We start from the raw sequence: 23,153 nt of genomic DNA on the forward strand, positions 1-23,153 counted from the left end.
GGAGTAGATTAAATGAATAAATTAACCTTTACTCCTACAAGTTATACAGGTTGGGGTTGTCTACAACAACTACTTGTAGAAGTAAACAAATTTCAAGCAAATAATATATTAATAGTAACGGACCCATTTTTAAAAGACTTAGGCTTAGTGGAGCAGGTTAATAAGCCATTGCAGGACAATGGATATCAGACGACGATTTATACCGACATTGCACCTGAGCCACCTCTTGCAATTGGCGAACGACTAGTTGACTATACACGAAAACATCAATTTGATTTAGTAATTGGGTTAGGTGGAGGAAGTGCATTAGATTTAGCAAAGTTGGCAGCTGTATTAGCTACTCATGAGGGGCAGGTAGCAGACTATTTAAATTTAACAGGCACGAAAGCAGTTAAAAATAAAGGTCTTCCGAAAATTATAATTCCAACAACTTCGGGGACGGGATCAGAGGTTACCAATATTTCTGTATTATCATTAGAAACAACTAAGGATGTTGTGACCCATGATTATTTGCTTGCTGATGTAGCAATTGTAGATCCTGAATTAACAATTTCATTGCCTTCAAAAGTTACTGCTGCTACGGGTGTAGACGCTTTAACACATGCAATTGAAGCATATGTTTCTATTAATGCAAATGAAGTGACAGACGGTCTTGCACTGCAAGCAATTAGATTAATTAGTAACTCAATTCGTACAGCTGTACATGATGGTAAAAACAAGCAGGCTCGCTCGGATATGAGTTATGGTAGTTATTTAGCAGGCTTGGCATTTTTTAATGCAGGTGTAGCAGGGGTACATGCCTTGGCTTATCCGCTTGGTGGTCAGTACCATATTGCACATGGTGATTCAAACGCAGTATTATTGCCATACGTAATGGGCTATATCCGCAAAAGCTGCGAAAAACGTATGAAAGATATTTTAGATGCAATGGGAATATCATCGATGTACTTATCTCAAGAAGAAGCTTCCTACAAATGTGTGGATGCATTACAACAACTAGTAAACGATGTAAATATTCCTTCTACTTTGAAAGGCTTTAACATACCAGAATCTGCACTTGAACAATTAACAGATGATGCAACAAAGCAAACGAGAATTTTAGCTCGCAGCCCGATGGCATTAAATCGAGATGATATTTTTGCTATTTATCGTGCGGCATTTGATGGAGAAATTCGAGAGCCAAACTGGCCGTTGTAGGGAGTAAATTGTGAATACAAAAAGGGATGTATCAACTACGTTTGATACATCCCTTTATTTTTATTTAGCTTCAGTATCTGGCGTGAAAGAGCGATTCGCTAATTCTGCATCAAGCATAAAAATAGCATTAGAATCATTCTCAATCCGTTCGATTTTACGAATTAGCGTATCAAATGTTGATTCTTCTTCCACTTGCTCATCGATAAACCATTTTAAAAATGCCATCGTTGCGTGCTCACGTTCATCTAATGCAATATCAGATAAGTTATAAATACGACGAGTCACTTCTTTTTCATGAGACATAGCTGTTTTAAAGGCATGTAAAATAGAGTCGAAATGATTTTCAGGACTGTCAAATCCATGTATTGATGCACGATAGCCCATATCACTTAAGAAATTATAAAATTTCATTGCATGGAAACGTTCTTCTTCAGCTTGCACTAAAAAGAAATTTGCAAAGCCATCGTAATCTTGATCTGTGCAAAATGCAGCCATTGCCATATAAGCATGAGCGGAGTAAAATTCAAAATTCATTTGTTCGTTTAGCGCTGTGTGTAGTTTTTCAGATAACATAAATGTTCCTCCCTTTGCAGTAAATACCTACTACTTCTTCTAGTATATAGCGAAAGATGGTCATCATACAGAAAAATATATTTTTCGCCATAAATGGTGCAAAAGTGAATTGATATTCGTTCTCAATTAGAAAATTTAATCAAATTCATTTTTTAATCGCCATATTACTTCTAATAGGTTTGTAAATAGATTAATGAAATCTAGATATAGATTTAATGCCATCCCAATGACTTCTTCGTCAGACACATGATTATGTCGAATACGGTTAAAATCATATACTGTAAAAAGACTAAACAGTAAGACAGAAACTGCTGCAATAATAAGCCCAATAACATTACTAACTGGAATAAACATAAAAAGAAGCGAAAACACAAGCACGACGATCAGTACAGTGAATAAATAGCTTCCCCAATTTGAAATATCCTTATTCATCACCATACCTACTAGAGCGAGTATGATGAAAATGATTAAGGTTGCTCCGAAGACTAATAAAACTAATTGTGGTCCGAGCTGGTCAATAAAAAATTGTGTTGTCCAAAAGAGTAAAATCCCCATTAAAAAGGGGATTGCGTACATAATCGAGTTGGCTAGTTTTAAGCTACGAACGAAGCAGGCAATGATTAGGAGTATAATACATATAAGCGAAAGCGGCATGACCACTGTCGATGGTAATAAAGTGGCAACAAATATTCCTATCGCGGTTAATACCCACATAAAGGTAAAGTGTTTTAAAATTTTATTTAAGTTTTGATTACGGTTAGCATAAGCCATTTAAAAATTCCTTTCTTTTTAAGCTTTCTTAATCCAATACCCGATTTTACAGTAGCAAGCATTGAGAGAGTAGGGGAATCGCCATTATATCAAGTGAAATCACCCCTAAGCTTTGACGAACTGCCATTAACTATTATAAAAAATTCGCCAAGACATTATGTCTAGGCGAATTTTATTATAAGCGTTTATGCTTCTTTCTTTTGGTTTTTGACACCTACTAAGTAGCCACTTAGAGCGATTGCAACTAATACAATCCAGAATGTCGCTTTCCAAAGCGTTGAGTGTGGGAAATCATGTGGAATAACACCTAATTTTTCATGTGCTAAAGTTAAGACAGCTAATTTCACACCAACCCAACCAACAATTAGGAAAGCAGCCGTTTCAAGTGACGGGAATTTTTCTAGTACACGTACGAACCAACGTGCTGCAAATCGCATCATTACGACCCCAATAATACCACCAAGGAACATAACACCGAATTGTCCTGCGTTAATGCCACCAACATCGAAATTCCCTAAATGTGGTAGTGTAACCGCAATGGCAACTGCTGCTAAAATGGAATCTACTGCAAAGGCAATATCAGCAAGTTCAACTTTTACAACGGTCATCCAGAAACCAGATTGTTTTTTAGGCTCTTTAATTTCATCGGAGTCTCCAGCAGCTTTCCGCGAATCGTAAATATGCTTAATTGACATAAATAATAAGTAAGCAGCGCCTAGAGCTTGAATTTGCCAAAAATTCACGAGTGTTGTAATTAAGAATAAAGCGGCAAAACGGAAAATGAACGCACCTACTAATCCGTATAATAATGCCTTTTGTTGTTGAGCTTTTGGTAAATGTTTAACCATAACGGCCATAACGACTGCATTGTCCGCTGCTAAAAGTCCTTCGAGTACTATTAATACAACTAATACCCATGCGTATTCTAATAAAATGGCTTCCAAATGTGTTTCCTCCTTTATTTTGGACAGAAATGAATATGATGCTCTTCCTATTTTTATTTTTAGGCAAAAGAAAAAGACCCATGCCTAAAAAATAGGCAAAGGTCTTGCTAAGCACAACTATTTGGAAGCTCCAAATAATAAATTGCACCGAAAACTTTCGGTACAGCACTCATCTATTAGATGAGTTTGCTATCACACCCGATGGCGAAAGCCATGTAATGACGAATGTGAAATCAGATGTATCGCTCACATCTGCTAGCTACTCCCCTTTGACAAAAATGTCAAAAGCTATTCAATTCTTCTTACCAAGATTATAGCATGTAGTGGACGAAAAGCAAATCAAAAGTAATCCTATATTTAAAAATTATTTTCCGAATTATTATCACAAGTGGTACTATTGGTGATAAGTGAAATTTTTTAGCAACTTAGAAGGGAGTCATATATGTATAAAAAATTTTTTTCTTACTACAAACCACATAAACGATTATTCGTAGTCGATTTTTCTAGTGCGATTGTTGTAGCAATATTAGAGCTTGCCTTTCCATTAGCTGTACAATGGTTTATTGACAAACTGCTACCTACTGGTGAGTGGAGTATGATTGTCAAAGTAAGTATTTTGTTATTACTAGTGTATGCACTTAGCACTGTATTAAACTTTATTGTCAATTATTTAGGGCATAAATTAGGAATCAATATAGAGACCGATATGCGACAAGAACTGTTTAATCATGTACAGCGCCAATCATTCCGTTTCTTCGATAATACGAAAACTGGTCATATTATGAGCAGAATAACGAATGACTTATTTGATATTGGCGAATTTGCCCATCACGGGCCAGAAGATTTATTTATTGCGATTATGACGTTTTTGGGTGCGTTCGTCATTATGTTCAATGTCAATCCAACACTTGCATTAATTGCAGCTATTATGGTGCCGTTTTTAATGTGGCTTGTGACAGTTAGTAACATTAAGATGAACAACGCATGGAAAACGTTATACGTTAAAATTGCAGATGTAAATGGCCGTGTGGAGGATAGCGTTTCTGGCGTTCGCGTTGTGAAATCATTTACGAATGAAGCATTTGAAATGGAGCGTTTTAAGGAGCAAAATGGTTTTTTCCGTTCAGCAAAATTATACGCTTATAAGATTATGGCAGGGGCTCATTCCAGTATTTATATGATGACTCGTTTGTTAACGTTAGTTGTCCTTGTAGTAGGTGCTTGGTTAAGCTTTAATGGAAAATTATCGTATGGAGGTCTTGTAAGCTTTGTATTATATACAAATGTTCTTATTAAACCAATCGATAAAATTAGTGCTTTATTAGAACTATACCCAAAAGGGATGGCAGGTTTTAAACGTTTCCGTGAGTTAATAGAGCAGGAGCCAGAAGTTCAGGATCGTGAGGGAGCAAAGCAAGTAACGCATTTATGTGGTGATATTTCGTTTCAACATGTTGACTTTAATTATGATACATCTAAAACTGTTTTACAGGATATTTCATTTGATGTACAAGCAGGACAAACAATTGCCTTTGTTGGCCCATCTGGTGCAGGGAAGACGACAATCTGTTCCTTAATTCCAAGATTTTACGATGTCACTAAAGGGGCGATTACGATTGATGGCTTAGATGTGCGGAATATGACACAAGCCTCTCTACGTTCACAAATTGGCATTGTACAACAAGATGTCTTTTTATTTACGGGAACTATTCGAGAAAATATTGCTTATGGTCGTTTAGGTGCAAGTGATGAAGACATTGAAGAAGCAGCTAGAAGAGCGCATTTAGAATCATTTATTGCAGAGCTTCCAGATGGTTATGAGACACAGATTGGTGAACGTGGCTTAAAGTTATCTGGGGGGCAAAAGCAGCGTATCGCGATTGCTCGTATGTTTTTGAAAAATCCACCGATTTTAATTTTGGATGAGGCAACATCTGCGCTCGATACAGAAACAGAAATGATTATTCAACAATCGTTAGCTGAGCTTGCAGAAAATCGAACAACACTCATAATTGCACATCGGCTAGCGACAATACGTAATGCAGATCGTGTGCTTGTCGTTACTCAAAATGGTATTGAAGAAGATGGTACGTATGCGGAATTAGTAGAGCAAGACGGTATTTTCGCGAAATTACATCATATTCAATTTAGAAAAACTGAACATGAAAAAGTTATGCAACAACAGCTTGACTATTAAGCATTATCAAAGGGCATTGAGTAAATTTTTACTCAATGCCCTTACATATTATTTTTCAATTGTTTCGATAAAAGATTCCCGCCCTGGATTCACTTTAATCGCTTTTACTTTTATTTTGCGAATAGAATCTTCTGTTAACTCGATTTTCCCATCCTTCTCTAGTTTCTTCCATGTTTTAACGTCTTTTCGGTATAGCTGTTCTGATAAACGATAAATATCGGTGTTCAGTGCCAGTGCTTCTTTAAATGTGTTCCTTATTTCTTGTTCTACCTGCTTTGTTACTTCTTGTCGAATTTCTTCTGTCGTAATTTTTTCTGTAATGCCGAGAACATTTGCCTCCATTTTCACTTCTATGTCAAATTGCACATTATCATTTTTTACAATAGGAAAAATTTCAACTTTTATATGTTCTAATGTAACAGTGACGAAGGTGTCTTCTTCACCAATTTGTCCTGTTATTTCACTGCGTATAGTTTCGTTGGTCATCCATTTGATTCCGCTTGTTTTTTCTTCGGTAAGAAACCCTTTTAATCCGTCTTTGGAGAGTAACGTCACACCTTTCATTTCAATAGATTCCGACTCTCCTTTCGACGATACCCATCCCTTATTTATTGATACTAACGGAAGATAAACTTCATGACTTGGCTCATTTAACCCTATCACTAATTTGCGAATATTTATCGGTTTAACAAATGATTCTTGTTTAAAAGAATTTAATGGATCGCCAAGCTTTGATAATGTAAGCGCCTTATTATTTATCGGTGTAATTTCAAGTATTTTATCGAGTGGTTCTTTTGTGCCGTATACCCATATTTGGTAACGCGTTTCACGAAAACGTGTTAAAAAGTCTAGCACCTGATTAACCTTGTTACTCTTCATTACTTCTTCTGAAAGGACGATGTAAGTAATATGTCCCCAAAACACCTTTTGATCAATGGAATGATACAAATCGAAAAGAGAATCTTCTACGGTTTTTCCTTTACCATTTCCGATTTCTGCTTGTTGAGCTTGCGGATTATTAGGCTGTTCTGATTTAGCTATATTGGCAAAATCAATAATCTGCATATACGTTACATAATTATCATCTTTAAAATCAATACCGAGTGCATGAACATAAAACATTCTTTGTGGTTCAGTAACATCCCAACATCCTGATAGCAGTGTCGTAAATACTAATAATAGACAGAGTATTTTTTTATTCATTTTTATCCTCACTCGTACGTGTTTGGTCCTGTGGAGCTATATAATTTGGACGTTTCGTGTAACCTTTAGGCGATAGTCGAAATAGTGTTTTCTTAATGGTAGACCATTCTAAATCACCGCCAATTTGCATATAGGAATAACCAAATATTCGAATATTGCATAAGTAAAGAAGGGTTAAATAAAATGATAAGAAAAAGCCAAATAGCCCAAAAAAGCCGCTTAATAAAATGAAGCCAACACGAAAAATACTGACGGCTGTTACGAGCGATTGGTTAACAAGTGTAAAGGATGCAATTGTAGAAACAGCAATAATAACAATCATTTCTGGACTTGTCACACCTGCCCGTATTGCCGCATCACCAATAATTAAGCCACCAACGACACTGATTGTTCCACCGATTACAGATGGAAGACGTAATCCAGCTTCTCTAAATAGCTCAAACATTAAAAGCATTAATAACATTTCAAGTGAAGATGGAAGGGGTAGACCAGTGCGCCCTTGCACAACCGTTGCTAATAGTAATAAAGGCAATTGATTTTGGTGATAAGTTGTCAAAGCGAGCCAAAAAGCAGGTAACAGTAGTCCGATAAAAATACCTGATATACGTAGTAAACGTTCTAGTGAACTAAAAATAATAGGGTATTCATTATCCTCACCTGTCTTTAACAGTAAAAATAAATTTACAGGCGTAATAACTGCATAGGCTACACCATCAATTAAAATTATAAAACGTCCTCGAATTAATGCTTGAATGGCGTAATCAGGACGTCCTGTATAATCAGATTTTGGGAAAAATCTTGTGTTTTTGTTAACGTACTCCATTAGTAAATTTCCACTAATAACAATATCTGTATCAACTGATTGTAATTGTACTTTTATACTATTTAAAATATCTAAGTTCGCAATATCACCAAAATAAAGTATGGCGACCGTTGTCTTTGAACGTTTTCCCAATTCCATTTTTTCAACACATAAAGAATTTGTCGGAAGGCGTTTTCTAATTAGAGCAATATTAACTGAGACATCTTCAATAAAATTATCTCTTGGTCCTTTTACAAGTACTTCCATCCTTGTTTCTTCAGGATTTCGGTTAGGCTTATGGGCAATATTAGTGGCATATAGTAAGTTATCTGTTTCAAAAAACAGAAGTAAATGGCCATTATAAACAAGTGATATGGCTTCAGATTCATCTGTTACTTGTTGTAAGTCAGGGATGTGTAGCTTTGTATTAATAGCATCTTGAAGGGATGCTTCATGTAAATTATCGAAAAGGGCATGAATACGGCTTACAATGACGTCATTGAGAAGTTGTTGATCAATCATTGCCTCACAGATGACAAATTGTACGCGGTGTTGCTGAAACAAATATTCTTGAAAATAAACGTCTGCTGATTTTCCAAATAACTGCTTTAAGGCCGATAAATCTAAGGGCTTTTCTGTTGAAGGCATCAAGTGTCACCACTTTCCGTGTCTTGGTAATCGGATGTAGAGTTTTTGGCTTTTTTTCCTTTTTTTCCTGACATGAAAGCTACAATCATTAAAAAGATGGATAGTAAGAAAAAGAAAATAAATGTAGCTGTTAATATATAATTTCCTTTGAGTCGTAGAAATATGTGTTCATTTAATAACATTAACGGTAGACAAATGATAAAGAACGGAAATGCTAGCATCTTCCAAATGCGAGGTTTATCTCCAACCATACCTAATAAGTCGGTTACGATATATAAAATAAAACCGACACGTATAAATGTGCCTGTCAACCATTGATAAATAGAAAGAAAGTCTAAATGTTCAACATAGCGCCCTATTGTTACTAAACCCCATTCTTCGTAGGCAGGATAGCGCTGTTTAGAGGCTTCAGCAGGCCCAAATTCTGTTATGGCACCGACGAGTGGTCCCATCGTTAGCCCTGTTAAAATTAAAAGCATAATGGCGAAGTGATGCCAACGCAGACGGTCTTTAATTTTATGTTGTATAAGTAAAAATAAGATTAATTCCGAAAACCCTGAGGCGGGGTAGACGAGCCCTTGTAAAACAGGTTGGAATCCATGCTCAAAAAAGGGACGCAGTAAGTCATAGTCCTTAACTTGTAAATTTGTAAAGGCTACAAAAAAACCAAAAACGACGACGGCCAATAAAACGAATACATTGACGATAACAATCGTTTGTAAACTAGTTGTAACAAGGAGGATACAAAGAACGACATAAATCGCAAGTAAAATTAACTTTGGTGTTTTCGGTAAGAAGGTTGTATTAATCCACTGCAATGTTTCAATCATTGTAAATGCTACAATAATCATTAGAAATATAGCGATAGTATAAATGACGATAGTAGATCCGACTTTTCCAATCTTTTGTGGTAACCAATCTCTCAAAGGTTCTTGATTTGATTTTCTATGAATATAAACTAAAAGAAAGAGCCAAGGAAACATAATAATTGTTGTTATGAGAACGGATAGCCAGCTATCTCTTTTTGCAATTTCCAATAATGGTGGCATAATTGTAACGTGATTTTTTAAACCAATCACGGTCATTGCTAGGAAGACAACATGTAAAATACTAATTGATCCTATACCTTTCATTTGAAAACCCTCTAACATGTTTGATACATATAAGTTTTGACAAAAAGTTATAGGATTATAAGTCTTAAAAAAGCACTATCTCACGATTCATGAGATAGTGCTTATGTTTAATGAATATATTTATTACTTACAAGACTGTTTTGTAAAACATCTGTCGGAATTTCAAATTCCACTACACCCATATAGCCAGGTGCTACTTCATATTTATCAAATGAAATAACAAGTTTCCCTTTATTAGAAATATAGAATTGTTGTTCCTTATTAATCGTTGAGAACTCTTCAATTAAATCTTCATCTGGCAAGCCTGCTCCTTTCACCCAATATACTTTTTCTTCGTTTGTTGCAGCGATTTGTGCACGCATTTGATCTTTAATGTTTTCACTAATAGCATCAATATAGCTGTCATCTTTAAATAGACTTGGCAGCGTAATTAAAATTTCATTTTGTTTATCAATCGTATCATAGTGCATGACTGTTGATGAGGATCCAACTGTATTGACGATGTAACGTCCAATTGATAAAATCTGGTCATTATCCGTTTTGATGTCATAGCCACTATCGATTCCATAATGTCCTCCGCCATTTGCCTTTAAATCACCAACTTCTGCAATAAAGTCATCGTAAAGTGCTTTTCCCTCTGAACGATATTTTTCATTTAAAGCATTTGCAAGATCAGTATTATCTAAATTCTCAATAGAAGGTACTTTAATATTTGCGTCATATGTGTCATCGGCTACTTCATATTCAGTCCATGTTAATACTTTTACGACACTACCAACAACTGGTATATCTGAAAGTGAACGTGCCATTGCAGGGCTAATATTTAAACTAGCTGTAAGCAGCATAGCAGCTGCCGCAGTTCCAAGTAACCATTGTGGCCCTCGTTTTTTTTTCTTTCTTTTTCCTTGTTTAATTGCACTTTCCACTACAAAGTCAAGCTCCTTTGGAATTGGTACGTCATTATATTGTTTTTGTAATTCTTCTAATTTTTTATCCATGTGCTGTTTCTCCCTTCCCATCTTGGAGTTGTATTTTTAACAATTTTAAAGCTTTATATAGGCGCGATTTAGCAGTGCTTAGCTTTATGTCCAGTATGTTGGCAACATCAGCTAGCTTTAAATCTTCGAAATAATGTAAAATCACAACTTCACGGTACATTTGAGGTAATTCCTCTAAAGCATGCTCTAAGTCGAGGTTCTCATAACTATCTTCTTGAGCAGGTGTTAAATATTGTAATGTGTTATCGTCCGTTACTTGTAAACGGTTATGCTTGCGCAAAAAATCAATCGCAGTTCTTACAACAATTTTGTAAAACCAGCTTTTCATATAGTCCACATGCTCTAATCGATCGAGAGAAAGCATCGCTTTTTGAATACTGTCTTGTACGATATCAAGTGCATCCTGTTCATTTTTCGTATAGCTATAGGCAAGCAAATAAAATCGTTCTTTCTGTTCACGAATTAACTGGACAAACACCTCTTCATGTTGAAATGCATTTCTTGTTTTCATGTCCAAAGAAGCTCCTTTTTAACATTTTCAATTTGTATACAACTACTAGACGTATGAAAGTGGGGAAAAAGTTGATGGAATGAAAAAAAACTTACCTTATATTCAAGGTAAGAATTGTTTCACGAAAAATAGTCATATGTATTTTTCAGAAGTAATAGGACTGTTACAACGATAAATAGTTTACGCACGTAACTACTTCCGCGTTTAATGGCAAATTTCGAACCGACTATCGCACCTGCAATTTGAGCAAGACCCATAGCAAAACCGTATGTGTAATGTATCTGACCTAAGTAAATAAACATTAGAAGCGCTGCGATATTGCTTCCGAAGTTTAAAAACTTGGCATTGCCAGCTGATTTTAAAAAATCAAAGCCAACAATTAAAAAGGCAAACAAGAAAAATGATCCTGTCCCTGGTCCTAAGAAACCATCATAGAAGCCAATTAAAGTAATAATAAGCACAAAAAAAGCATATCGTTTAGGTGTTAGCTTTTTATAGGTGGAAATACTACCCCAGTCTTTTTTGAAAATCGTATATATAGCTACAGCGGCTAGCATAATTAACATTAATGGCTTTAAAACGCTTGGATCGATTAAATGGACAATCCATGCGCCAATCATGGAGCCGAAAAAGACAAAAGGAAATAGCTTATAAACGGATTTAATATCTAGCTTCCCAGAGCGGTAAAACGTAATCGTACTAGTTAGAGATCCCATTGTACCAGCCAGTTTATTTGTTGCAACCGCGGCAGATGGTGGTAAACCTACAAATAAAAGAGCAGGCAATGATATAAGTCCGCCACCACCAACTACAGAATCGATAAATGCGGCCAAAAAGCCAAAAATTATAAGAATTAACAATATATTTAGATCTAAATCAAAAGGCACTAACGTCATCTCTTTTCTGTAATAATAATCTGATATTAGCGGAACATCGAGTGACTGTAAATAGCCTCTAATAATTTCTAGTTAACGCGTTTAGTATGTACGGATTGTTTCTAATATATAAAATCTGCAAAATACAAAAATATTCTACTTTATGTAATAATTTTAATGTATTATGAAGAAAAGGTGTTTTTGCGTAAAGGGGACGTGATGACATTTGTCTTTAGGAAATCATTTTCGTGTGTTTATTTGTGTAGTGTTTATGGGAGTGCTCGTTGGCTATGTGTTTAATGCGAAAAAAGATATTACGGATAATGTCTATATCGATACGGTCAAGGAAGGTTATTTGGTTGATTTTACTGACGTTAAAGTTCGTGATGCCTTTAATTACGCTTTTACAGAGCCTTATTGGCGTTACTATAAGGCGAAAACTGGTCAACATGTAGTAGAACTTTCAGGGGATATAATATTTTTAGAGGAAAAAGGACATGCCATATTGCAATTCATAGTAAATGAGGAAGCGAATGAATTTAAGCTTTATGCCATGAAATTTAACGATGTTGTACTTGATTCACAACAAAAAGGCTCGCTTGTTGGGATGGTTTATGAAACTTGGGAAATGAAACAGCTCGCTTATCAGTAAGTGCTTTTACTTTGTAAAAAAGGATGACTATATTACAGTAGAAAGGAGAGCATACAGACAGAGAGGGTGTTTTCATTGAAATTAAGTATTTTAGATCAAATTCCTGTACCGAAAGGTCATACTGCTGAACAGGCCTTTTTGCGTACAGAACAATTAGCGCTTTTAGGAGAAGAACTTGGCTTCCATCGTATGTGGCTAGCAGAGCATCACAATAGTGAATCATTAGCAAGCTCAGCACCTGAAATTACAGCAGCCTTTTTAGCTGCGAAAACAAAGCGTATGCGCATTGGCACGGGAGGCGTCATGATGATGCATTATTCTCCCTACAAGCTAGCGGAAGTATTTAAAACATTAAGTGCGCTTGCGCCAAATCGTATTGACTTTGGTGTTGGTCGCGCTCCTGGTGGAGACCATGCATCCATTTACGCATTAGCAGAGGGTCGCAGACAGCATTTTAATGAACAATATGATAAGCTCGATACCATTTTAAAATTGATGAATAATCAAAAAACGGGTGAATCTGTTTATAATCAAGTTATTGCTTCACCTACAAACATACAATTACCAGAAGCGTGGTTGCTCGGCTCAAGTGGTCAAAGTGCCATGCATGCAGGACAACGTGGTGTAGGTTATTCATATGCTCAGTTCTTTACTGGTAATATGTCTAAGGATATATTTGATACGTATAAGTCTTACTTTACACCTTCATATTATATGGAAAAACCGCAAATTATCGTTACCTATGCGACTACAGTTGCCGATACGTTAGAGGAAGCGGAATACTTAGCTAAGCCAATCGATATTACACGCCTACAGCTGATGAAGGGGCAAATTATTCAGGCGATGTCACCAGAAGAGGCGAAGGATTATCCATTGACAGAGATGGATAAAATGATGATTGCTAACAACCGTAAAGCAAATATTGTCGGCACACCAAAGGAAGTTGCTGCATATTTAGTAGCAGAGCAGGAACAATATGGCTTTGATGAAGTAATGCTAAACTGCAATCAATACGCGCAGGAAAGTCGCTTAAATTGCTATAAACTACTGGCAAAAGAATTGATTTAAGCTTGGACTAAAGAGAAAAAGTGTTAGATTGACTAATCATCAATCTAACACTTTTTGCTGTTTCCATTGTTGACTGCTACGCTACGGTAGGTATATAAATAGTCTCAACTGTCGCTATCGTGCGAGTAGTTCGCATCCTTCCTTCCGTTCTATGCATCCAAGTAGAGTGGGAGCGTTTGGAAATCAACGGTTTATTATAGGGAATCACCCACAAAAATGTCCAATGCATGCAGGTGCATTGGACATTTTTGTTGTTATAGTTTCGCTGAGCCACTTGTAAAAGTAGTGTCTTGATAATACATATTTTTAACTAAGACGTTTGGTCCTAAGCATTTCACAGCTGGACAGTGACAGTTTAATGATTTTGCTAAATCTGTATCCATCCATTTGTCAAAAACTGCTGGCAGTTTATCATGAACGATATTACCAAGTGCAGATGCATCGCCAAAGTCTGTAACGATGACATCACCTGTGAAAATATTGATATTTAATCGAGAACGACCGTCAGGATCATTACGCATCGTGACATTTTTTGCTTCTCGTAATCGTTTTAATAGCTTTTGATCTTCCGTATCGGTGCTACAAGGATAGAATGGCAATGTACCAAAGAGCATCCAAGTATTTTCATCGCGTACATCAAGTAAATGATGAATTGCTTCACGTGTTTCCGCTAGTGAAAGAGATGATAGCGAACTTGCAAAATCAGATGGATACATCGGGTGTACCTCGTGACGTGCACATTGCATTTCGTTAATAATTTGGTTATGGATATGCTCCAAGTACGGTAAAGTTTTTTTGTTAAGCATTGTTTCCGCCGATACCATGACACCATGTTCTGCAAGCATTTTTGAGTTATCAATCATGCGTTGGAACAAAGCTGCACGCTGTTCGTAAGTTGGTTTTCGCTCCATCATGGCAAAGCCTGTTTCAACAAATTCATCAACTGTACCCCAGTTATGTGAAATATGTAAAACATCTAAATAAGGAGCAATCAGTAAATAACGTTCAGGCTCAATGGTTAAGTTAGAATTGATTTGTGTACGAACCCCACGTGCATGTGCATATTTTAAAAGGGGCAGGACATAATTTTGAACTGATTTTTTAGACATCATTGGCTCGCCACCAGTAATGCTAAGTGTTTTTAAGTGAGGTATTTCATCCAGTCGCTTAGTAATCAATTCCATAGGCAATGCTTGCGGGTCTTTATTTTGTAATGTATAGCCGACTGCACAGTGAGCACAGCGCATATTACAAAGGGTTGTAGTTGTAAATTCAATATTTGATAGGGTCATATGACCATGTTGTTCGACATCTAAATACGCTTCCCATGGATCATAGCTGGGCGTCATTTTTTGTAAGGTCGTCATAATTCGTACATCTTCCTTTCTAGCATTCTATTGTCTCATATTCAGTGATAATTTCAAATATGAAATTATTGAAAGAGCTTTTTTACGTCCTTTCTAGAAAATTTTATTCGTGAAAGGATAGAAAAAATGCTTTTACATGTTCTCCAGCCTGTTTCGATTTTCAGAAGGAACTATAAAATGTCAAATTAGGTAAGAAAAAGCTGTTTTTTTCATATGCGATGCAAAGAAAAGAATGAGTGTATACACTGCTTTTTTTCAGATAAAACGTTATGATAGAGTTAGCAAGGCGGCAAGACCGTAACGAAGAAAGTAGGAAATAGTTTTGAGTAAGTATGAAATACTATTATTTGATGTAGATGACACATTATTAGATTTTAATTTAGCTGAAGATGCTGCACTAAGCCGTTTATTTGAACAAGAAAAAATTGCAACTACACCGACGATGATTTCCCGCTATAAAGAGATTAATGAATCAATGTGGCGTGCTTTTGAACGAGGCGAAGTAACAAAAACTTCATTACATAATACTCGATTTTCAATCGCTTTAAAGGAATTTGGCATTGATGTAGACGGTGAATATTTTGAAACGGTTTTCCAAAAGTATTTGCAGGAAGCGCACCATTACGTAGATGGGGCATATGAGCTTATTGCACAACTTGCAGACAATTACGATTTATATGTCGTTTCAAACGGTGTGACTAAAACACAAAATAAACGATTAGCAGATGCAGATTTGGCAAAATACTTTAAAGGTATTTTTATTTCAGAGCAAACGGGTTTCCAGAAACCGATGCCAGCCTTCTTTGATTATGTTTTTGACCGTATCGACGGATTAAATAAAGAAAAGACACTTATTGTCGGTGATTCACTGACATCTGATGTGAAAGGCGGCTTGCTAGCGGGAATTGATACATGCTGGTTTAATTTTCGCGGTATCCCCAATATAACGGAGATACAGCCTCATTATGAAATTAAAAAATTGCATGAGCTGCATACGTTATTAAATAAATAATTCAAGAAGGTAAAAAACTTCGCCTACTATAATTAGTAGAGCGAAGTTTTTCCTTTTTAGATTTGGTAACTTATAAGAGCATATGCTAAAAATACTATTTTTTTACACAATTAAATCTATTATGATAGAAATAGGAAATAAAAAGGGAGGAGCATTATGAAAAAACTATTTCAAACAACGATTATAGTTGCGGTGTGGGGGATATTGATCTCTTTTCCGATAGAAGCATCCGCCTATGAAGAACCGACGCACTATGTACATATGAAAACAGAAAATATGACGGTTTATTCCGCCTATGGTGCTACAATTACTGCAACTGAAAAAAATGGAATCTATAGCATTAAAGCGAATATCGTCAATAATCGTCAGCCACTAGAGGTCGTCATTTTTAAAAATGGTCAATCTGGTGTGCTACAGCAAGTGCTGAAAAAAGGAATGGAACCTGTAGCCTATCGAGACGAGGGGGACCGCGTAGTTGCGATTATCCATAACAATGCAGAGTTGAAGTTTGTACAACCTGAGCAACTATATTTCCGAGATTTAGCAAAGACAACAACTAGCTCCTATATTCAAACTTTGGCGGAGCGGGGAATCATTCGAGGGCGTACACCTGATAATTTTGGTGTGAACGACTCTTTAACACGTGCACAGTTTAGTGCTTTGCTCGTCCGTGCATTTAGCTTTCAGCAGGAGCCAACGAAACAGTTTTCAGACATCAATCAAAAAACATCGTGGTATGGTGGACATGTAGGTGCTTTACATGCTTTAGGCATTATTCATGGCAAAACGCCAACGATTTTTGATCCGAACGGCAAAATTACACGTCAGCAGGCAATTTTAATGCTTGGACGCACATTGGATGCGGTTGATTTTGTGCAAGAAGATAAAGATGATAAATCCATTTTACCTTTTGAAGATAGTCATACTTTCCAAGGAGAGCTATTACGCCACATACAAACACTGTATACAATCGGCGCTTTAGATGATAATACAAATTTAAACCCAAATCAGTATATTACACGTGGTCAATTCGCAAAAATGTTAGCTGTTACTTTACAAGCTGCTGGCAGATTATAAGTGTCTTTTTTAAGTGCCTGGCACTCTATCGGCGATTCAGCACCTTTTCATTCTTACATGGATGGAAAGGTGTTTTTATTATGAAATCAGTCGATTATAAAGAACACATAATATCAGTGAAAATGCGCACATTAAAACTGTAAAAAGGTATAAAAACCAAACTATCGGGTAAAACCATTTATGAGACTAGTTTTCACGAGAGGGGAAAATGCTGATGAGTACTATATTAAATGCAACAAAACGTCATAAAGGACAACGCTCAACATTAACAAAACTAAGACAAAGTGGTGCCATTCCTGGTGTAGTTTACGGTTATCAAATGGAGCCCACGTCCATATCACTTGATGCGCGAACATTCGCTAAAGTATTAAGCGAAATTGGTACTAAAAGTGTATTTCAATTAGATGTCGAAGGAAAAAAAGTAAATGCAGTGTTAACAGAAGTACAACGTTGTGCGCTTAAAGGTTTTGTAAAGCATGTAGACTTTAAATCAATCAATATGTCAGAAGAGCTAGAAGTCGATATCCCTGTTACTGTAGTAGGAGATGCTATCGGTGTGAAAGATGGAGGATTCTTGTTACAACCAAATCGTGAAATTCGCATTAAAGTGAAACCTTCGGCAATACCCGAAACGGTAGAAATCGATGTTACAAATGTAGCAATTGGTACATCACTTTATGTGGGTGATATTCGTCAAAATTTACAATTTGAAATTTTAAATGAAGACGACTATACATTAGTGACAGTCACGCCTCCAGCAGCAGAAAATGTACAAGAAGATGAAACAGTAGATGGCACACCAGAAGTAATAGAAGCTACAGGGCAAAATACAGAAGAACCGAGAGAATAACATCCTTTTCTAACAACCTACATGGATCATAAAAAAGCTTGTGAAAGTTTTCATTTCACAAGCTTTTTAAATTATATATATTTTTAAACGACAGCGCTCTTAACACCAGTCCATTTTGTAAATAATTTCTCATTGGAGGTTAAGGCAAATTGAACAATAGGGCCAAGTCCGAAAGCCATAAGGACAGTTCCTACTCCAATAGGTCCGCCTAGTAAAAAACCAATAATAGCAACGGTTACTTCCATGAAAGTACGAGCACGTGTAACACTCCAGCCGAGCTTATGAACCATTAAGAGCATTAATGTATCACGTGGGCCAATACCTAAATTTGCTACCATATACATGCCACAGCCCCAACCTAGTAATAGCAATCCAGTTAAGTAAGCTAATAGCTGCATCCAAAAGCCTTCAATATCTGGTAGCCAGAAGTTGAATATATCAATAAAAATGCCAGCTAAAAACATATCTGCAAATGTACCTGGTAAAGGAAATTTCTTTGTCACTAGCATATCAAATGCTAATATGGCTAAACCAATTAGTATAGACCATGTGCCAATTGTAAGACCAAATGTTTTGGCTAATCCTATATGTAAGACATCCCACGAACCAACGCCAAAAAATTGCCCTTTAATTGTTAAAGTGATGCCAAAGGATAAAACTAAGATGCCAGCAATGAAAAATAGACATCGTGTAAAAAAAGCTTGTTTCATATTTAAAACCTCATTCTAAAAAATTCATGTTGCCTAACAAGTTATTATAGCAATTGTTTTTAATAATCCCCGAAAATAGTCATTTCATATTTTTCAAAAAAAGGCGGTTTAGCTTATGAAACAAGGGGTAAAATAACAATGACTATGAAAGGATGGGATGAAGTGACTTCAGTACGTGATGAAATTTTAGAAGTATTAAACAGAGAAAAAATAGGCACGATGGCAACAGTAGAAAATGGCAAACCATATTCACGTTATATGACATTTCAAAATGAAGACTTTGTATTATACACCGTGACAAATAAGCACTCTGAGAAAATTGATGAGCTATTAAAAAATCCTTATACACATATTTTATACGGCTACGATAATGGTGGCTTTGGAGATACGTTCGTTGAGATAGAAGGAAAGCTTACGGAAATTGAAGAGGAAGGCTTGAAAAATAAATTAGCGGAATTTTTCACTGGAATCTTCATTGGCAATAAGGATGAAATGGTAACTTTAAAAATTGAACCGATTCGTATGCGACTGATGAATAAAAAAGGTGAGCCACCTAAAGAGTTAGAATTTACAAACGACCATTTATAAATGGTCGTTTTTTCATCTTGTTAGTAAAGTAACAAGAAAAATTAAGTCGAACCATTCTACATGACTTGAAACTCCTGCGTCATTCATGCATGATAGTTCATAAAAGAAAAGGGAGTGCTCAAAATGGTTGAAAAAGTACAGCAGCTAACAGAAAATATATTGGCATCACAGGGGAAATTAAAGGCAGATTTTATTTTGCGGAATGCACAAGTGGCAGATGTTTTTACTTTAGCGTGGAAAAAGGCTGATATTGTTGTGAAAAATGGGCAAATTGTAGCTCTCGATACACAAAATCGTTTTATTGCTCGCAATGAAGAAGATGCAAAAGGGCATTATGTTATCCCAGGGTTAATAGATGGGCATATACATATTGAATCATCAATGCTTACGCCTGCTGAATTTAGTCGTGTGCTTGTTCCTCACGGCGTGACGACGGTTATTACAGATCCACATGAAATAGCAAATGTTGCGGGTGCAGAAGGCATTCGGTTTATGCTAGATGATGCGAAAAAAGCAGAAATGGACATTTTCGTCATGTTGCCTTCGAGTGTGCCAGGCACTCGTTTTGAACATGCAGGAGCAACACTTACTGCTGCCGATTTAGCACCTTTTATGACAAATGAACATGTACTCGGATTAGCTGAGGTTATGGATTTTTCTGCTGTATTAAATGGTGACAAGAGCATGCTTGAAAAAATTAGATTAGCACAACAAGCCAATCTTGTTGTTGATGGACATTGTGCAGGTTTAAATAGTTCTCAAATTACAGGTTACCGAGCGGCAGGAATTCAAACAGATCATGAGTGTGTGACAGCAGAAGAAGCGCTAGACCGTATTGAGCAAGGAATGTATGTTTTAATACGTGAAGGCTCAGCGGCTAAAAATTTACGTGATTTATTACCTGCTGTCAATGCAATCAATGCGCGTCGTTTTGGTTTTTGTACAGATGACAAGTATGTCGATGAATTAATGGAAGAGGGCAGCATTAACTTTGATGTCAAAATGGCGATTGAAGAAGGCATGGAGCCATTACAAGCAATTCAAATAGCTACCATTAACGTAGCGGAGTGCTATCGTTTATATGATAGAGGGGCAATTGCACCAGGCTATAAAGCCGATTTTGTATTAGTTGAAGATGTGGCGAAAATGCAAGCGAAAGCGGTTTGGAAAAATGGAGTTAAAGTTGCTGAAAAAGGAACAATGCTAACTGGGCGTGTAAAACCAGATGTTCCTGCCCATATCCATCGCTCTGTTCATTTGCCAACTATTACAACGGACATGCTTGCCATTCCATTTACAAAAGGATCAAAAGCGAATGTTATGGAGATTGTGCCTAATCAGCTTATTACCAACCATTTAGTAGCAGATGTACCGTTAAGCGCTGGGGAATTTATTCCGTCAGTAGAACAGGATTTACTGAAGCTAGCAGTAATCGAGCGCCACCATCATTTACACACAACGGGTCTTGGAATTGTGAAAGGCTTTGGCTTGCAAAAAGGTGCAGTGGCAACAACGGTAGCACACGACTCTCATAACGCTCTCGTCGTAGGAACGAATGATGCAGATATGGTCCTGGCACTCAATCGTATTCAAGAAATTCAAGGGGGATTTGTAATCGTAGCAGATGGCAAAATATTAGCAGAAATGCCTTTAACAATAGGTGGATTAATGACCGATGCACCCGCACCTGATGCCAAAATGCAATTAGCAAATCTTCACGCTGCATTAAATGAACTAAACCCTAATTTAGATTTTCATTTTCTTTTAACATTTTCATTTGTAGCATTACCTGTTATTCCAGCATTAAAGTTAACGGATTCAGGATTATTTGATGTTACAACATTCCAACATATTTCGGTAGAAGCCTAAAAATAAAAACGACCTGACAGCATCGTGCTATCAGGTCGTTTTTATTAGTTGTAATCCGTGTTTTAACCTGAGTGAATGCAAATACAATGGCTTTTGATTCAAAATTATTGAAATCGAAGCGTTTTCATATTAAAATAACTTTTATAGATTATCGATAATCTATAATGGATAACATTTTTACTAGCCACTTTATACACAGAACTATTAGAATAAAAGGATATAAATTTATTGGAGTGGTTAGATGGGGTTTAATGGAAATTCAATTTCAAAGAAAACAATTGCAGAACAAATAGCAGAGCAATTATTATTTCGCATATTTTCAGGTCAATATGAACAAGGCCAGCGTTTGATAGAATCGGAAATTGCAAAAGAGTTACAAGTAAGTCATGCGCCTGTCCGAGAGGCGCTGTATCTTTTACAAAAAGATGGTGTAGTGGAAAAAATACAACATAAAGGCGTAAGTGTAAAAATTATTTCGGATCAGGAATTGAAGGATTATTTGGAAACCCTTTATTACCTATTGGACCTTGCGCTTAAAAAATGTGAACCAAAATGGACTGCCGAGTTTCAACATGAACTTTTACTTCGTTTTGAAACGATGGAACAAAGAAAGTCTGCTAATAATATTTACGAATATGTTGTAGCGTTTGCACACCTGTTAGAATTCTTTTTTGATATTACTGGAAATATTGCAATGTTACGTTTCTTTAAAGAAACGATATTTGTTACAAATGTAGCTGCACAAACAAAATGGAAAATGAATCTCGTTGAATCCTATCATATGTCCATTCATACGTTCATCAAGTGTATAGAAATATCGGATTTTGAAAATGCCCGAAATGCTATTAAAGATGTTATTTTATGGCATCATTTTAATTAAATTTTAAAGGGGAAATTTATTATGAAAGCAGCAGTTTGGCACGGTGTAAAAGATATTAGAGTAGAAGAGGTTGAATTAAGAGGTTTACGAGAAGATGAAGTGAAAGTAAAAGTAGCTTGGGCAGGTATTTGTGGAAGTGACTTACATGAATATCAAGAAGGTCCAGTATTCATACCAGTAGATGCAAAAGCAGATTTAACAAGTGAAATTGCTCCGTTGACAATGGGACATGAATTTGCTGGCGTAATCGAAGAAGTTGGCGCTAACGTTTCAAACTTTAAAGTAGGAGACCGTGTAGTAATAAATCCTACTTTAACATATAGAAATAAACATGAAGATGTCGATCGCTATGATGGATTTAATTTTATCGGATTACATGGAAACGGTGGTTTTGCAAAATATGCGAACGTGCCAGAAACAAATGTACATCATCTAGCTGATAATTTAACTTTACAAGATGGTGCATTAGTAGAACCAATGGCTGTTGCTGTACAAGCTGTAAAAGATGCTGGTGTCACTTTAGGAGATGCAGTTGCAGTGTTCGGTGCTGGACCAATCGGATTATTAACAGTCATTGCTGCTAAAGCATCTGGAGCAAGCAAAGTGATCGTATTAGATCTATCCGATAACCGTCTAGAAAAAGCGAAAGAACTAGGGGCTACGCATGTTATTAACTCTGGAAAAGCAGACCCTGTACAAGCAGTGAGAGCGATTGTAGCGGATGGGGTAGATGTGTCCTTTGAAGTTGCTGGGGTTGCTCCTACATTTAAACAAGCTATCGATGTAACAAAAGCGCGTGGTAATATGATGATTGTTTCTATTTTTGCAAGACCGATCGAGTGGAATCCAATTCATCTTACAAACACTGGTGTAAATCTTTTATCTTCCATTGTGTATACACCGACAATTTTCCAAAGAACAATTGATGCAATGGCAGCTGGTCAGCTAAATCCACAAGGTATTATCACAAGTCAAATAAAATTAGACGAAATTGTTGATAAAGGATTTGAAGCGTTAACAAACGACAAAACGCAATCTAAAATTTTAGTCGAATTAAGTGGAGAAAAATAATAGCGCTTAAAAAAGATATTTTAGACTAGTGTATACTCCTTTTCTTCTAATCCAAAAAGAGAGAACTAATAAAGTTCTCTCTTTTTTATTCCCTTAATAAAACAGTACTTTTAAATAAACTTCTTTTACAATCGAGTTTGCTGATGTTGCACATTTC

22 protein-coding genes are annotated in these 23,153 nt (G+C 36.3%); 11 read left to right on the forward strand and 11 right to left on the reverse strand.

Features of this window, described 5'->3' with window-relative positions:
• Positions 1-12: 12 nt before the first annotated feature.
• On the forward strand, positions 13-1,197 hold the full coding sequence (locus tag ACIQ1H_RS04035) for an iron-containing alcohol dehydrogenase (RefSeq protein WP_402886691.1): 1,185 nt from the start codon (positions 13-15) through the stop codon (positions 1,195-1,197).
• A gap of 60 nt (positions 1,198-1,257) precedes the next feature.
• Here the strand turns inward: ACIQ1H_RS04035 and ACIQ1H_RS04040 are convergent, their stop codons facing one another.
• The 3 genes from ACIQ1H_RS04040 to ACIQ1H_RS04050 all read right to left on the reverse strand — a co-directional run bounded on the left by ACIQ1H_RS04040 (position 1,258) and on the right by ACIQ1H_RS04050 (position 3,485).
• Positions 1,258-1,770: a ferritin gene (locus ACIQ1H_RS04040; protein ID WP_173478913.1), complete on the reverse strand. Its 513-nt coding sequence runs from the start codon at positions 1,768-1,770 to the stop codon at positions 1,258-1,260.
• Positions 1,771-1,905: 135 nt separating this feature from the next.
• On the reverse strand, positions 1,906-2,541 hold the full coding sequence (locus ACIQ1H_RS04045) for a Bax inhibitor-1/YccA family protein (protein WP_402886693.1): 636 nt from the start codon (positions 2,539-2,541) through the stop codon (positions 1,906-1,908).
• Positions 2,542-2,726: 185 nt separating this feature from the next.
• Complete coding sequence (locus ACIQ1H_RS04050; protein ID WP_173478911.1) at positions 2,727-3,485, reverse strand: TerC family protein; 759 nt, start codon at positions 3,483-3,485, stop codon at positions 2,727-2,729.
• Between the two features lie 442 nt (positions 3,486-3,927).
• On the opposite strand from ACIQ1H_RS04050, the gene ACIQ1H_RS04055 reads away from it, so the two are divergent.
• Positions 3,928-5,682: an ABC transporter ATP-binding protein gene (locus ACIQ1H_RS04055; RefSeq protein ID WP_402886695.1), complete on the forward strand. Its 1,755-nt coding sequence runs from the start codon at positions 3,928-3,930 to the stop codon at positions 5,680-5,682.
• Between the two features lie 48 nt (positions 5,683-5,730).
• Here ACIQ1H_RS04055 and ACIQ1H_RS04060 read toward each other — a convergent pair whose 3' ends face one another.
• The 6 genes from ACIQ1H_RS04060 to ACIQ1H_RS04085 form a co-directional block, all read right to left on the reverse strand.
• A complete protein-coding gene (locus ACIQ1H_RS04060) occupies positions 5,731-6,885 on the reverse strand; it encodes a Ger(x)C family spore germination protein (protein WP_402886697.1) in 1,155 nt (384 codons plus the stop codon).
• On the reverse strand, positions 6,878-8,335 hold the full coding sequence (locus ACIQ1H_RS04065) for a spore germination protein (protein WP_402886698.1): 1,458 nt from the start codon (positions 8,333-8,335) through the stop codon (positions 6,878-6,880). The genes ACIQ1H_RS04060 and ACIQ1H_RS04065 overlap by 8 nt, the downstream gene beginning before the upstream one ends.
• Positions 8,335-9,468, reverse strand: a complete 1,134-nt coding sequence (locus ACIQ1H_RS04070) for an endospore germination permease (protein ID WP_402886700.1) — start codon at positions 9,466-9,468, stop codon at positions 8,335-8,337. Before ACIQ1H_RS04070 ends, ACIQ1H_RS04065 begins: the two co-directional genes overlap by 1 nt.
• A gap of 107 nt (positions 9,469-9,575) precedes the next feature.
• Positions 9,576-10,466: an anti-sigma-V factor RsiV gene (gene rsiV / locus ACIQ1H_RS04075; protein ID WP_402886701.1), complete on the reverse strand. Its 891-nt coding sequence runs from the start codon at positions 10,464-10,466 to the stop codon at positions 9,576-9,578.
• A complete protein-coding gene (locus ACIQ1H_RS04080) occupies positions 10,459-10,977 on the reverse strand; it encodes an RNA polymerase sigma factor SigV (RefSeq protein ID WP_173478905.1) in 519 nt (172 codons plus the stop codon). Before ACIQ1H_RS04080 ends, rsiV begins: the two co-directional genes overlap by 8 nt.
• 119 nt (positions 10,978-11,096) lie before the next feature.
• Positions 11,097-11,864, reverse strand: coding sequence for a TSUP family transporter (locus ACIQ1H_RS04085; RefSeq protein WP_402886703.1), 768 nt, complete (start codon positions 11,862-11,864; stop codon positions 11,097-11,099).
• Between the two features lie 214 nt (positions 11,865-12,078).
• Here ACIQ1H_RS04085 and ACIQ1H_RS04090 point away from each other — a divergent pair, with 214 nt between their 5' ends.
• Complete coding sequence (locus ACIQ1H_RS04090) at positions 12,079-12,504, forward strand: hypothetical protein (RefSeq protein ID WP_228134081.1); 426 nt, start codon at positions 12,079-12,081, stop codon at positions 12,502-12,504.
• Positions 12,505-12,579: 75 nt separating this feature from the next.
• Positions 12,580-13,572, forward strand: coding sequence for an LLM class flavin-dependent oxidoreductase (locus ACIQ1H_RS04095; protein ID WP_402886705.1), 993 nt, complete (start codon positions 12,580-12,582; stop codon positions 13,570-13,572).
• Positions 13,573-13,826: 254 nt separating this feature from the next.
• Here ACIQ1H_RS04095 and yfkAB read toward each other — a convergent pair whose 3' ends face one another.
• On the reverse strand, positions 13,827-14,939 hold the full coding sequence (yfkAB, locus tag ACIQ1H_RS04100) for a radical SAM/CxCxxxxC motif protein YfkAB (RefSeq protein ID WP_402886707.1): 1,113 nt from the start codon (positions 14,937-14,939) through the stop codon (positions 13,827-13,829).
• A 322-nt stretch (positions 14,940-15,261) separates the two neighbouring features.
• Here yfkAB and ACIQ1H_RS04105 point away from each other — a divergent pair, with 322 nt between their 5' ends.
• From ACIQ1H_RS04105 to ACIQ1H_RS04115, 3 genes are all read left to right on the forward strand, one after another.
• Entirely contained in the window at positions 15,262-15,951 is a 690-nt protein-coding gene (locus ACIQ1H_RS04105) for a YjjG family noncanonical pyrimidine nucleotidase (RefSeq protein ID WP_402886709.1), read from the forward strand.
• A 156-nt stretch (positions 15,952-16,107) separates the two neighbouring features.
• Positions 16,108-17,028, forward strand: coding sequence for an S-layer homology domain-containing protein (locus ACIQ1H_RS04110; RefSeq protein WP_402886711.1), 921 nt, complete (start codon positions 16,108-16,110; stop codon positions 17,026-17,028).
• A gap of 214 nt (positions 17,029-17,242) precedes the next feature.
• Positions 17,243-17,878 carry a 50S ribosomal protein L25/general stress protein Ctc gene (locus tag ACIQ1H_RS04115; RefSeq protein ID WP_402886713.1) on the forward strand — a complete coding sequence of 212 codons (636 nt, stop codon included), beginning with the start codon at positions 17,243-17,245 and terminating at the stop codon, positions 17,876-17,878.
• 83 nt (positions 17,879-17,961) lie between these two features.
• On the opposite strand, the gene ACIQ1H_RS04120 is transcribed toward ACIQ1H_RS04115, so the two are convergent.
• A complete protein-coding gene (locus ACIQ1H_RS04120; protein WP_173478898.1) occupies positions 17,962-18,588 on the reverse strand; it encodes a YczE/YyaS/YitT family protein in 627 nt (208 codons plus the stop codon).
• A 162-nt stretch (positions 18,589-18,750) separates the two neighbouring features.
• Here ACIQ1H_RS04120 and ACIQ1H_RS04125 point away from each other — a divergent pair, with 162 nt between their 5' ends.
• From ACIQ1H_RS04125 to ACIQ1H_RS04140, 4 genes are all read left to right on the forward strand, one after another.
• The gene (locus tag ACIQ1H_RS04125; RefSeq protein ID WP_173479112.1) at positions 18,751-19,176 is read left to right on the forward strand and encodes a pyridoxamine 5'-phosphate oxidase family protein; all 426 of its coding nucleotides are present in this window, start codon (positions 18,751-18,753) and stop codon (positions 19,174-19,176) included.
• A gap of 123 nt (positions 19,177-19,299) precedes the next feature.
• Positions 19,300-21,045 carry an adenine deaminase gene (gene ade / locus ACIQ1H_RS04130; RefSeq protein WP_402886715.1) on the forward strand — a complete coding sequence of 582 codons (1,746 nt, stop codon included), beginning with the start codon at positions 19,300-19,302 and terminating at the stop codon, positions 21,043-21,045.
• 241 nt (positions 21,046-21,286) lie between these two features.
• Entirely contained in the window at positions 21,287-21,925 is a 639-nt protein-coding gene (locus tag ACIQ1H_RS04135) for a GntR family transcriptional regulator (protein ID WP_173478896.1), read from the forward strand.
• A gap of 21 nt (positions 21,926-21,946) precedes the next feature.
• Positions 21,947-22,996: a 2,3-butanediol dehydrogenase gene (locus ACIQ1H_RS04140; protein ID WP_402886718.1), complete on the forward strand. Its 1,050-nt coding sequence runs from the start codon at positions 21,947-21,949 to the stop codon at positions 22,994-22,996.
• The last annotated feature ends 157 nt before the right edge of the window (positions 22,997-23,153 follow it).

Source organism: Lysinibacillus sp. NPDC097279 (assembly GCF_044761745.1).
Taxonomy (GTDB): Bacteria; Bacillota; Bacilli; order Bacillales_A; family Planococcaceae; genus Lysinibacillus.

Bases quoted from the DNA above. Each gene is read 5' to 3' on its own strand.
- ACIQ1H_RS04040 (WP_173478913.1), bottom strand. From the start codon at position 1,770: ATGTTATCTGAAAAACTACACACAGCGCTAAACGAACAAATGAATTTT.
- ACIQ1H_RS04135 (WP_173478896.1), top strand. From the start codon at position 21,287: ATGGGGTTTAATGGAAATTCAATTTCAAAGAAAACAATTGCAGAACAA.
- yfkAB (WP_402886707.1), bottom strand. From the start codon at position 14,939: ATGACGACCTTACAAAAAATGACGCCCAGCTATGATCCATGGGAAGCG.
- ACIQ1H_RS04110 (WP_402886711.1), top strand. From the start codon at position 16,108: ATGAAAAAACTATTTCAAACAACGATTATAGTTGCGGTGTGGGGGATA.
- ACIQ1H_RS04035 (WP_402886691.1), top strand. From the start codon at position 13: ATGAATAAATTAACCTTTACTCCTACAAGTTATACAGGTTGGGGTTGT.
- rsiV (WP_402886701.1), bottom strand. From the start codon at position 10,466: ATGGATAAAAAATTAGAAGAATTACAAAAACAATATAATGACGTACCA.
- ACIQ1H_RS04055 (WP_402886695.1), top strand. From the start codon at position 3,928: ATGTATAAAAAATTTTTTTCTTACTACAAACCACATAAACGATTATTC.
- ACIQ1H_RS04045 (WP_402886693.1), bottom strand. From the start codon at position 2,541: ATGGCTTATGCTAACCGTAATCAAAACTTAAATAAAATTTTAAAACAC.
- ACIQ1H_RS04065 (WP_402886698.1), bottom strand. From the start codon at position 8,335: ATGCCTTCAACAGAAAAGCCCTTAGATTTATCGGCCTTAAAGCAGTTA.
- ACIQ1H_RS04060 (WP_402886697.1), bottom strand. From the start codon at position 6,885: ATGAATAAAAAAATACTCTGTCTATTATTAGTATTTACGACACTGCTA.
- ACIQ1H_RS04140 (WP_402886718.1), top strand. From the start codon at position 21,947: ATGAAAGCAGCAGTTTGGCACGGTGTAAAAGATATTAGAGTAGAAGAG.
- ACIQ1H_RS04115 (WP_402886713.1), top strand. From the start codon at position 17,243: ATGAGTACTATATTAAATGCAACAAAACGTCATAAAGGACAACGCTCA.
- ACIQ1H_RS04070 (WP_402886700.1), bottom strand. From the start codon at position 9,468: ATGAAAGGTATAGGATCAATTAGTATTTTACATGTTGTCTTCCTAGCA.
- ade (WP_402886715.1), top strand. From the start codon at position 19,300: ATGGTTGAAAAAGTACAGCAGCTAACAGAAAATATATTGGCATCACAG.
- ACIQ1H_RS04080 (WP_173478905.1), bottom strand. From the start codon at position 10,977: ATGAAAACAAGAAATGCATTTCAACATGAAGAGGTGTTTGTCCAGTTA.
- ACIQ1H_RS04120 (WP_173478898.1), bottom strand. From the start codon at position 18,588: ATGAAACAAGCTTTTTTTACACGATGTCTATTTTTCATTGCTGGCATC.